The 10,520-nt window shown below is 41.0% G+C and carries 10 protein-coding genes and 1 riboswitch (1 of these 11 only partly in view); of the genes, 3 read left to right on the top strand and 7 right to left on the bottom strand.

Going from position 1 to position 10,520, the window contains the following annotated elements; all coding sequences use genetic code 11:
* On the top strand, positions 1 to 511 hold the 3' portion of the coding sequence (locus tag QFZ87_RS06035; protein WP_309859084.1) for a LysE family translocator. Its footprint begins 116 nt before the window's first position; the window shows 511 of its 627 coding nt (coding positions 117-627); its start codon lies off the left edge, out of view; the stop codon is at positions 509 to 511.
* 78 nt (positions 512 to 589) lie between these two features.
* Here QFZ87_RS06035 and QFZ87_RS06030 read toward each other — a convergent pair whose 3' ends face one another.
* The 4 genes from QFZ87_RS06030 to QFZ87_RS06015 all read right to left on the bottom strand — a co-directional run bounded on the left by QFZ87_RS06030 (position 590) and on the right by QFZ87_RS06015 (position 5,747).
* Positions 590 to 1,864 (bottom strand): UDP-glucose dehydrogenase family protein, encoded by a 1,275-nt coding sequence (locus QFZ87_RS06030; protein WP_309859083.1) that lies wholly within the window; start codon positions 1,862 to 1,864, stop codon positions 590 to 592.
* Positions 1,865 to 1,870: 6 nt separating this feature from the next.
* Positions 1,871 to 2,683: a UTP--glucose-1-phosphate uridylyltransferase gene (locus tag QFZ87_RS06025; protein ID WP_309859081.1), complete on the bottom strand. Its 813-nt coding sequence runs from the start codon at positions 2,681 to 2,683 to the stop codon at positions 1,871 to 1,873.
* Positions 2,684 to 3,054: 371 nt separating this feature from the next.
* On the bottom strand, positions 3,055 to 5,133 hold the full coding sequence (locus QFZ87_RS06020) for a glycoside hydrolase family 3 protein (protein WP_309859078.1): 2,079 nt from the start codon (positions 5,131 to 5,133) through the stop codon (positions 3,055 to 3,057).
* A 470-nt stretch (positions 5,134 to 5,603) separates the two neighbouring features.
* Entirely contained in the window at positions 5,604 to 5,747 is a 144-nt protein-coding gene (locus tag QFZ87_RS06015; protein ID WP_309859075.1) for a hypothetical protein, read from the bottom strand.
* Between the two features lie 209 nt (positions 5,748 to 5,956).
* Here QFZ87_RS06015 and QFZ87_RS06010 point away from each other — a divergent pair, with 209 nt between their 5' ends.
* Positions 5,957 to 7,009 carry a multicopper oxidase domain-containing protein gene (locus QFZ87_RS06010; protein WP_309859072.1) on the top strand — a complete coding sequence of 351 codons (1,053 nt, stop codon included), beginning with the start codon at positions 5,957 to 5,959 and terminating at the stop codon, positions 7,007 to 7,009.
* A gap of 46 nt (positions 7,010 to 7,055) precedes the next feature.
* Here QFZ87_RS06010 and QFZ87_RS06005 read toward each other — a convergent pair whose 3' ends face one another.
* Positions 7,056 to 7,235 carry a hypothetical protein gene (locus QFZ87_RS06005; RefSeq protein ID WP_309859069.1) on the bottom strand — a complete coding sequence of 60 codons (180 nt, stop codon included), beginning with the start codon at positions 7,233 to 7,235 and terminating at the stop codon, positions 7,056 to 7,058.
* Positions 7,236 to 7,285: 50 nt separating this feature from the next.
* Positions 7,286 to 7,370, bottom strand: a riboswitch (cyclic di-GMP riboswitch).
* A 212-nt stretch (positions 7,371 to 7,582) separates the two neighbouring features.
* Between QFZ87_RS06005 and QFZ87_RS06000 the strand changes: the two genes are divergently transcribed.
* The gene (locus tag QFZ87_RS06000) at positions 7,583 to 8,353 is read left to right on the top strand and encodes a M15 family metallopeptidase (protein ID WP_309859068.1); all 771 of its coding nucleotides are present in this window, start codon (positions 7,583 to 7,585) and stop codon (positions 8,351 to 8,353) included.
* Positions 8,354 to 8,591: 238 nt separating this feature from the next.
* Here QFZ87_RS06000 and QFZ87_RS05995 read toward each other — a convergent pair whose 3' ends face one another.
* Both QFZ87_RS05995 and QFZ87_RS05990 read right to left on the bottom strand, forming a co-directional pair.
* Complete coding sequence (locus QFZ87_RS05995) at positions 8,592 to 9,770, bottom strand: toxic anion resistance protein (protein WP_309859066.1); 1,179 nt, start codon at positions 9,768 to 9,770, stop codon at positions 8,592 to 8,594.
* Positions 9,767 to 10,423 carry a 5-bromo-4-chloroindolyl phosphate hydrolysis family protein gene (locus QFZ87_RS05990; protein WP_309859063.1) on the bottom strand — a complete coding sequence of 219 codons (657 nt, stop codon included), beginning with the start codon at positions 10,421 to 10,423 and terminating at the stop codon, positions 9,767 to 9,769. The genes QFZ87_RS05995 and QFZ87_RS05990 overlap by 4 nt, the downstream gene beginning before the upstream one ends.
* Positions 10,424 to 10,520: the final 97 nt, after the last annotated feature.

Raw genomic sequence — 10,520 nt, 5'->3', positions numbered from 1 at the left:
AGGAATCGCAGTGGGCGATTTAATCCATACGGTAGCCGCCGTTCTTGGATTGTCTGCCATATTAATGACATCAGCTCTCGCATTTGAGATCGTAAAATATTTAGGTGCTGCCTATTTAATTTTCTTAGGGATAAAATCGTTACTTGAAAGAACGAAAGTACAACAAGAAAAGCCCACCATCGAAGCAAAAAAGAGTAATCCTTCCGTTTCTTTTCGACAAGCCTTGTTAATTGAATTGCTAAACCCAAAAACAGCACTCTTTTTCTTAGCTTTCCTGCCGCAATTTGTCCATAATAACGGCACACCTGTGGTTTATCAGTTATTAATTCTTGGACTTACCTTTGTGCTAATGAGTATTTTGTATACGACTCTTTTAGCCTTCCTTACAAGTTCAATTGGAGAACGTCTATTTTCCAATAAGAATAGTAAATTCTTTCGCTGGCAGAGCAAAGTAGTCGGGGCCATTTATATCGGCTTAGGATTACAGCTGGTACTACAAAGTCAAGAATAACTGTATTTTGGGTGGAGATTCCATCTATTATATAGTATTGAAAAAAGAGCATGCTGCCATGCTCTTTTTATTAGCCTTTCAATGATTTGCCACCCCAATATAGTAGAATCCTAGACTTTCCACAATCCCCTTATCAATCATGTTTCTTCCATCAAAAATATACGCCTGGTTCATTAACACTTTAAGAGCAGCCCAATCAATCGTCTTATAGTCACCCCAATCGGTGCAAAGAATCACGGCGTCCGCACCAGTGACTGTTTCCTCTACTGTTGGGAATTGTCCGCTTTCTAGTTTTACAATCGGATCATGCACCCTTATGTTCACTTGTTCATCTTGTAATCGTTTGATTAATATGAGACTCGGAGACTCCCTTGTATCATCGGTGTTTGCTTTAAACGCTACTCCTAGAACAGCAATCGTTTTACTTTGGAGATCTCCTCCGAGAGCCTGTTTGATTTTTTCAATAAAATAATCTGTTTGTTCTTTGTTCACTTTAGCGGCGCTTTCTAATATGGACAGCGGGCGCCCGTTTTGTCGCGCTATTTGGATTAATGCGCTCACATCTTTAGGAAAACAAGAGCCTCCATAGCCTAATCCGGCATTAAGGAAATGAGGGCCAATCCTGTGATCCAATCCAATCGCCTTTGAAACATCATTCACATTAATCTGAAGTCTATTACACAATCTAGCTAACTCGTTAATATAGGATATCTTTAGGGCGAGAAAGGAGTTAGCGGCATACTTTATCATTTCGGAAGCCCTAGGGTTCGTTTCGACGATTGGACAGTGAAAGTCTTTATAAAGGTCTCTCAATATGCCTCGTGCTTTTTCGCTTGATGTACCAATAACAATTCGGTCCGGATTCAGTGCATCTAGAACAGCTGAACCCTCACGTAGAAACTCGGGATTGGAGACGACATCAAAAGGAATTTTGTCCTTTTGTGATTCGCTGATCCATTTCGTAACCAGCTCTGCTGTACCAACCGGCACCGTACTCTTCGTGACAATCACCTTATAGTTGTCCATATTTTCCCCAATAGATTCCGCCACATTTTTCACAAAAGTAAGGTCTGCACTTCCATCTGTGTCTTGAGGGGTGCCGACACAAATGAATATAACATCATTTTCTTTAACGGCCTTTTTAGTCTTTTTTGTAAAAGAAATATTTTTCGCAGCAATATGCTTAATTAACAGATCTTCCAGTCCCGGCTCATAGAAATGTAGTTTACCAGCTTCCAAAGCTTTGATTTTGGTTTCGTCTAAATCAAGCCCCGTTACCTGATGACCCATCTCACAAAAAATCAGACCCGTCGTCGTTCCTACATATCCTGTACCGACGATTAAGATTTTCACGATATTTTAAACCTCCTTAGGTCCACATAAATAATTAATCAGTTTGACATACTCCGTGCTTTTAGCAATATCATAGCTTTGACCTTGTATCTCTAGAGCGTAGCTTGTATAATCCTGAGCCATCGCTTTAATGGCGTCTGTCAGTTGAATTTCGCCCCCTACGCCCGGAGAGATGGTTTCAAGATAATGAAAGATGGCAGGGTTAAATATATACCTTCCGATTACAGCTAAATCTGACGGGGGTGATTGCTGTGGTTTTTCAATAATGTTCTTGATGGTGTATTCTTTTTCCCTTAGTGCTTGAGGTTGAATGACTCCGTAGTTTTTTAATAGGGATGGATCCGTTTTTTTGACACCGATAACATTTCCTTTAAATTCTTTGAACATCTCAATTAACTGACTTAATGGCGGCTGCTTGTCAGAAAGAATAATCTCATCTGGGAGCAAAACAGCAAACGGTTCATCCCCTACAAAGTGTTTACCAAGCAGGATGGCCTCCCCTAAACCGCGTGCATAGGATTGTCTGACATATTGAAAATGTACATCTGGTAGGCTGATTTCTTTTAATAAATGGTTCTTTCCCTTTTCCTCTAAATAGGTTTCCAATTCTACTGACCTATCATAGTAATCAAGAATCATATTTTTTGATCTCGACACTACTATTAGGATTTGCTCAATTCCTGATTTGATTGCCTCTTCGACAAGATAGTCAATTGCCGGTCTCCCGCATATCGGCAGCATCTCCTTGGGCAGTACCTTCGTGATCGGCAGGGTTCTTGTTCCATACCCAGCAGCAGGTATTATTGCCTTTCGTACCATGTCCTTCCCTCCTTACGAACTAGTATTAATTTATTCTTGTACCTATTTGAAGGAAGGTTGTCCAACATAGAAAGGGCAATAAATGGGTAGTTGTCCACGGGAGGTTGTGGGGATCTTATATGTTTAAGAGGTTTTTCTTAGTTTGGTATGTCAGTTCTATAAAGGTTAGGTGGTTTTTCTCCGTTTATTGGGGTAAGTCCGGGGGTTTTTCTTTAATTGAGTAGGCGTTTCTACTAATTAGAGGAGTTATTCTACACATTGACATTAGTCATATAAAAAAGAGGACCTCCAAAGAGATCCTCGCAAATGCTATTTTGGGGACAGTCCCCCGACGCTTTAGCGCAGCGGGGGACTGTCCCCACCAAAGAATGTTAATATTCTAATCCATGGCCATAGCCATATAATACGCTGCCATCCTGGTTGTAAATGGTCACTGGCAACTTTCCTGTTGGTAGGTTTTCACCGAAAATGGTGTTTGCCACGGCTCCGAAGCTCGCAGGTTTGAAGCCATACTGGACAAGGTAGGCCCCCACTGTTGGATAGGACATGATGTCATATGGATTTCTTGCACTGACTGCCACAACAGGAATACCCGTTGCAATCAGCTGGTTCGTCATCACCATTTGATCTGCTGTAGGTGCCCTGCCGCTTACTGATGAAGTATATGTTCCAGCAATGATATATTTAGCATCTTGAATTTGGTTGAGCTGCGCTTCTGTCAACTTCTTTGAAGTATTGATATACGTCACATTTTCATGATGCTTTTTCACTTCGTCAGCGAGTACATTCATATAGAAGCCAGAACCCCCGACAACCGCAATCTTCTCTTCATTTGTAGCCTTTAGCGGAAGTACCCCATTATTTTTCACCAGGGTAATCGATTTTGCGGCTGCTTCCTTTTCTACTGCTTTATGTTCAGCCGAGCCGACTACTTTTATGGCCTGTGCCACTTTCTCATCTAAGCTCTTTTCTTCCTCGGCCTTCACAATAACTCGATTTAGTTTCAATGTTAAAATGCGCTCCACTGATTGGTCCAATCTTTCTGGTGAAATATCGCCAGCATTCACTGCCTCATAAATGCCGTTCGCTACCTCAGCCACTCCAACTGGCATGAGTAGAATGTCAGCACCTGCTTGAACCGCACGAATGGCCGCATCTACCGGACCAAAGTGCTTCGAAATGGCCCCCATATCCATTGCGTCCGTCACAATGACTCCCTTATAGCCCATTTCTTCACGCATCAATCCCGTTAATACTTTTTTAGATAATGTCGCAGGAACTGCAATTTCTGAACCATCCGCTTTCGAGATCGCTTTTGTATCATCTATTTTGGGAAAAGTAACGTGTGCCGTCATGATGGCGTCAATACCGGCATCCATAGCCTGTTGGAACGGTACTAATTCCACCTTTTTCAAACGCTCCATATCATGTGGCACTTCCGCAATGCCTAAATGCGAATCCACCGAGGTGTCCCCGTGTCCTGGAAAGTGCTTCGCAGTAGCAGCCGTACCTGTTTGGTGAAGACCGTTGATATAGGCATTGCCTAATTTCCCGACTAACTCTGGATTTTCCCCGAACGAACGAACTCCGATGACTGGATTATCCGGATTCAAATTTACATCTAAAACAGGTCCAAAATTCATATTAATACCTAATGCATCCAGTTCTTCCCCAATCGCTTTGCCGACTTTTTCGGCTACCTCTTCAGAACGTGAGGCTCCAATTGCCATGTTCCCAGGAAAATCGATTCCTGTCTGGAGGCGTGTGACAATCCCGCCTTCCTGATCAATTGAGATTAACATGCCGTATTTTTCTGATGCTTCCTGATAGGCACTAACCAGCTTAGTGGTTTGACCTGCTGTCACCGTATTTTCTCGAAATAAAATGACGCCGCCAAGGTGATAATCTTTTACCAGTTGGGCAATTTCAGGCTTCATTTCCGTAACATCCACGTTATTCCATTTGCGGAAATCCGGCATCAGCATTTGCCCTACTTTTTCCTCCATCGTCATTTGTTTCAATGCCTGGCCAATAAGGTCATAGCGGGAACCTTTTTCTTTTTTTACGAGAATTTGACTTTCCTTATATTGAATGGAAATTCGATCACAGAACCGCCCATCACTTACAGAAATAAAGGTTTTTCCCTTGTGCCCTTTTAAGGTAACCTGGCCATCTTTATTGACAGTAGCTACGTTTTTATTCGAGGATTTCCACTTTGATTTTGATGCCAACATAAAGCGTCCATCCTGATACACATGCAAAGCGTTTAATTTGATTTGTTTGTCTTTTACCTCTCTTGTTACTTGCGGTACATTTAGGTCAACCACTAAATCCTTTACCTTTGACTCCTGTGCTTCTGCATTTCCTGCTCCAATCAAGGGAACACTTGATAAAATGAGTACAATAACGATCGCTACAAAAAAGTACTTCTTCCTAAAAAATAGATTCATGAAACCACTCCCTTTTTTTATTTTTATAAAAATAGAAAGTTTGTCTGGTCATTGATGTGGGTAATTGAATGTTTGAGGGTCTATGGTGGGATGAATAATTGAGGTAAATACGGTATAAGAAAATCATATATAATTCATTATTAAACGTCCATGCCGCTTTAGGCCTAATCGGAAAGCACTACACCTAATTAATAAGTCCACAGGTCTATCCACAGTTTTATACTATATATCCACATAACCACAAGGTTTATCAACAGAAAAAACATAATTATCCACATTCATCAACAATTTTATCCACAATAATGTAAATAGTTTAGTGGGAATTTATACTTATCCAATTAATATCCACAGCTTTAAATGGAGATATCCCCAAAAATCCAGACTTATTCACAATTCCAACCTACTTACCCACAATGATATTGGGCATAGTCAAAGGACCTAATTAATGATAACTAGGTCCCTTACATTCGTTACTCTACTAGTTCCTTTTTATCCATGCTGGCTGAATCTGCTTTTTCAACAATCTCTCTAAGCTCTCCCTCATCGCCCTTAGCGTTGATGATTTCAAATATTTGATTCAACCCTTCACTTATTTTGTCACCTTTTTCTGTCATAAAAATATCCCTCCTTATAGGTATAGAGTATCCATTTATCCGTGGCATTATTTAGCATTAACACAGTGCAAATGCGAGTTTGCTCACTAATTCACAAAATGTTCACTATGAAAGGTTGATTGAGTGATTATTATCACTAGGGGGTTTTTTCCAAGAAGTAAAATGAAAGCGTAGACAAAACAATTAGGGGATAAATGGAGGAGATTTAAATGGGTAAGATCGCAAAATTTGCAGCAATTCTCGTTTCTTCTGTCATGTTAGTAAGTGCCTGTGGTAAATCAGATTCTACAAGTGAAAAAGCAGTTAAAGATGATGCAAGTAAGAAAACTACTGCACAAGTTTTCGGCCCCCATGAGCATTTGAATCAGAAACCAACTCCAATAAAAATAACTCGCATCGGTGAGCATGAAGTAAACGTGGAAATGACTGCTCAAATTACGGATATTGAAATTTCTAAAGGTGATATGTATAAAGCATGGACGTTTAATGGCGAAGCACCTGGGCCTGTCATTGTTGTCAACCAGGGGGATAAAATCAATTTCACCTTAAAAAACATGGATCCATCCATTCCACATAGCATGGATATGCACGCAGTACATGCCGCACCATCTACCGATTTTGCTAATGTGATGCCAAACCAAACGGGAACGTTCAGCTACCCAGCCGATAATCCAGGAGTGTTTATGTATCATTGCGGAACAAAACCTGTTCTCTCTCATATTGCTAACGGGATGCATGGGACGATTATCGTCAAACCGAAAACAGGTTATCCAACGGATGGAGAGGTCGACCGCGAATTCGTTATTGTTCAGAATGAATGGTATAAATACAATGACTTAGATGATTTTACAAATGGCACACCAAAATATGTAGTTTTTTCAGCTAAAGCTTTAAAAGATGGGGATACCAATACAAACGGTACGGTTGGTGCCCTTGTTGACAAACCACTGCTTGCAAAAGTCGGTGATAAAGTACGGTTTTATGTGATGAACGTTGGTCCGAATGAAGTCAGCAGCTTCCATGTCGTCGGTACCCTTTTTGATGATGTGTATATGGACGGAAATCCGTTTAACCGAATGAAAGGAATGCAAACCGTCCTGCTTGCAGCAAGTGGCGGAGCGGTCGTGGAATTTACGGTAACAAAAGAAGGCAGCTATCCCTTCGTTACCCATCAGTTCAATCATGCGACAAAAGGCGCTGTTGGGGTGCTGAAGGTCACCAAAGACGGCCAGGATGACGGAAGTGAAACAATGTCCCATTAAAAATATTTAAAGCCTAGGCTACGGGAGCCTAGGCTTTTCTTGTTAATCATAGTGGCAGCGCCTGCATCTTGGAAACAAGCTCCAATGCCTTACTATAATGATATGTCGCTTTTACCTTAAGTTTCATTTTTAACTCTGCACATAGGCAATCCTGTTGCAGCAGTTCGTTGTGACGGTGTTGAAATAAATGATAGTAGTACATACCCTTCATCAACAATTTTAACACATGAAAACCTCCTCAATTGTGGTTTACATAAATCGACGGAGTAAGTCGTGTTCGGTAACTGGCTGGCATTGTCATGAAACAGTAGCCCCTTTAGTTTTGCGTCACCATCTTTCAATGGTTTTGCCGTTTCGTACGATTTATGTGTTTATAAAAATCATAAGCAACATAATTATTTTAAAAAAGAGTCTTTAGACCTATCTATTGGGACAAATTACTAATTTAGGGTAAACAGAAAAGTAATTCATGATCAAGCTTATGTGGACTGAATGGATTAAGGACGTTTTAAAGTCTTTTAACGTGTCCATGATGGTGAGTGAAGTGAATTATTTTATAAAAGGACGTTTGCCATGTCAAAATTGCGGGTTACTGTTGTATCTTTAATCATTTTGGTTTTTGTCGTTGCGGGCTGCTCATTGAAAATTCATTTTACGCAAAATGACGAGGAGAAGTGGAATAATCAACCAATTAGTGCGAATAAGTCTGCGAGTAAAAAAAAGAGCGTCCATCCTGAAGATGAGGCTCTTCAAGTGGTTTCTTCTCCTGAAGCCATTCCTGTTTTGATCAATAAGAACCATAAACTTCCTGATGGTTATACCCCAACCGATTTAGTCTATCCAGATATTCCATTTACGTTTGAAAAAAAGACAGAGAAACGAAAATTGCGGGAAAAAGCAGCGGTGGCCATTGAAAAATTGTTTGCTGGGGCAAGAGAGGATGGCGTCGATCTTCTTGGTGTTTCTGCTTACAGGTCTCATCAGGCCCAAACAGTTTTATTCAATTATTACGTGAGTCTAGATGGATACGAATCAGCCCGAACCTATAGTGCCATTCCAGGCACTAGTGAACATGAGACAGGACTTGCCATCGATGTGACCGGGGGTGATGGAAAATGCGCAGCAGAGGATTGCTTCGCGGGAACGCCGGAAGCGAATTGGCTCGAAATGCATGCAGCTGAATACGGCTTCATCATCCGCTACCCGAATGGCAAAGACGCTGTTACTGGCTACAAATATGAACCCTGGCACCTCCGCTACGTTGGAAAATCCATCGCCAAACAAATCACCAACCGTGGCATCACCCTTGAAGAATACCTAAAAGCAACCCCGGTAAACAACTAATTGCGGGTGTCATTGTGAGTGTCAGGCACCAAGAAAAGCGCAAGCGCCTTGGTCAGCCCCGACAGGCAAATGTTCTTCTGCAAGAAAAGTCGTTCTTTGACTTTTATTGCAGAAGGTTATTTGACCCGAGGGGCTAGGCGCTGGAGCTGGACAATTCTCGAAGTCGATTTCTATACTTTCTACAATGGACACTCTAAATCAAAAACACCCCGCTGCAGTGGTATGCAGCGGGGTGTTTTTATTTGCCTTTGATTTCGAGTAGTTTGAGGCGAAGGTCGTTTTCCATGGTGGCCAGTTCTTGTTCGGCGAGGCGGCGCTTGTGACGGCCTTCTTCCTGTATTCGCATCGTTTCTTCCAGTGTGGAAATCAAGCTTTCTTGGGTTTTCTTTAAAGTTTCAATATCAACGAGACCACGCTCGTTTTCTTTTGCCGTTTCAATGGTATTGGTTTTTAGCATTTCTGCATTTTTCAATAGCAACTCATTGGTCGTTTTCGATACTTGCTTTTGAGCCTCAACTGCATGGCGCTGGCGAATTAATGTTAATGCGATGGCCACTTGATTTTTCCATAATGGAATCGCCGTCATGATCGATGATTGAATTTTTTCAACAAGCGCTTGGTTTGTATTTTGAATCAGCCTAATTTGCGGAGCACTTTGAATGGTGATTTCTCGGCTTAATTTCAAATCATATAGACGTTTATCCAGACGGTCCGCAAACTGAATCATGTCGTTCACTTCTTGGAACTTCATTTGGTCATTTGTTGCTTCCGCAACTTTTTTCAACTGCGGGATGGTTTTTGTGTGCATCTCTTCGAGTTTAATCTCTCCTGCAGCAATATACACGTTTAACGCATGGAAATATTCTTTATTTGTCTCATAGAGCTGTTCAAGCAGCTTGATATCTGATAAAAGAACATTTTTACTACGATCGAGTTTTACACTAATCCGATCAATTTGCGCCCCTGTTTTCTGATACTTGGATAACACCTCTTGCAGCGATCCGGATATTTTTCCAAACATCCGCGCAAACAAGGAGGGCTTCCCATCCTTTAATTCATCCGGATTTACCTCATTCAACCGCTTCATTAAGTCATTGATGATATCTCCAATTTCGCCGACATCCTTTTTCTGAACATGCTCAAGCATAGTATGTGAGAAAGACAACAGCTTACCTTGCGCCTGGGTTCCGTACTGAATCATAGCTTGATGGTTGGTCGGGTCAATTTGTTCCGCAATCTGGTAGGCCTTGGCCCGATGCTCCGCTGGAATCACATCAATTAATTTGACCGGTTTGGCCTCACTTGACTGTTGGACTGGCTGTTTAGCGAGCTCAGGTTGGTCACCAAACGGATCTGCTAGAATATCATCTAATAAATTTCCACTTTTATTTAAATCGATTGGGTTGTTTTCACTCATTTTTTCCACCTATTTTCTTCAGGAAATTTAGCATCCTTTTGCTTATTAATCGAATGCTTGGCAACATCAATTTCAAAATTCAAAGTATCAATATCATCGGAGATAACATGATATAAGTCCTCTTCCAGCACCTTTGTCAGTTCATTTAAAGTCCTGCGAGTTTCAATAAGGGATTGCCCCATTTCCATGTTTTGTTTTGGTTGGGAGGAAAGAAAACTGTATTTTTCAGTAAGCTCGACAACAGAGTCTAAATGGGAAAAATAAAATTGCTCCGCTTGGTAAAAACGCTTCGGTTCCTTCATCGTCATTTTCTGGATCTTCTTTGTAATCCGTAAAATATCAATTCTTTGTTTCACAGAGGACAGGTCACGAATAGAAAAGAGATTTTTATTTAAGCGATTAATTTTTCGTTTCGCCTCTGATAGGTTTTTCAAAATATAACGATATTCCTTTCTAGACAGCTGATGCTTTTTTAAAAAGCGGATGTTCTGAACGAACGCCAGGACCACATGGGTGAGAATTCCTCCTAGAATAGCGAAAAATGTGGACGCCCAGAATCCTTGGCCAAGTGGGATAAAGCATACAAGCCATATGAGAACGGTAATAGGGACAGCTGCAAACGAGCGGACAATTAACGATAATATTGGATTCATAATAGATCGACTCCTGACTAATATCCTTTTTATTCATACGAATATAAGCAGATGAATGTTTCATTTACTTTTAAAAAACGTCTTCAAAAGAAAGATA

It is taken from the genome of Bacillus sp. SLBN-46 (genome assembly GCF_031453555.1).
GTDB lineage: Bacteria > Bacillota > Bacilli > Bacillales > Cytobacillaceae > Neobacillus.
This window is presented reverse-complemented; position numbering and strand designations above follow the sequence as displayed.

Coding starts and splice junctions, on each gene's coding strand:
- QFZ87_RS06015 (WP_309859075.1), bottom strand. CDS start 5,747: ATGACAGAAAAAGGTGACAAAATAAGTGAAGGGTTGAATCAAATATTT.
- QFZ87_RS06020 (WP_309859078.1), bottom strand. CDS start 5,133: ATGAATCTATTTTTTAGGAAGAAGTACTTTTTTGTAGCGATCGTTATT.
- QFZ87_RS06000 (WP_309859068.1), top strand. CDS start 7,583: ATGTCAAAATTGCGGGTTACTGTTGTATCTTTAATCATTTTGGTTTTT.
- QFZ87_RS05990 (WP_309859063.1), bottom strand. CDS start 10,423: ATGAATCCAATATTATCGTTAATTGTCCGCTCGTTTGCAGCTGTCCCT.
- QFZ87_RS06025 (WP_309859081.1), bottom strand. CDS start 2,683: ATGGTACGAAAGGCAATAATACCTGCTGCTGGGTATGGAACAAGAACC.
- QFZ87_RS06010 (WP_309859072.1), top strand. CDS start 5,957: ATGGGTAAGATCGCAAAATTTGCAGCAATTCTCGTTTCTTCTGTCATG.
- QFZ87_RS05995 (WP_309859066.1), bottom strand. CDS start 9,770: ATGAGTGAAAACAACCCAATCGATTTAAATAAAAGTGGAAATTTATTA.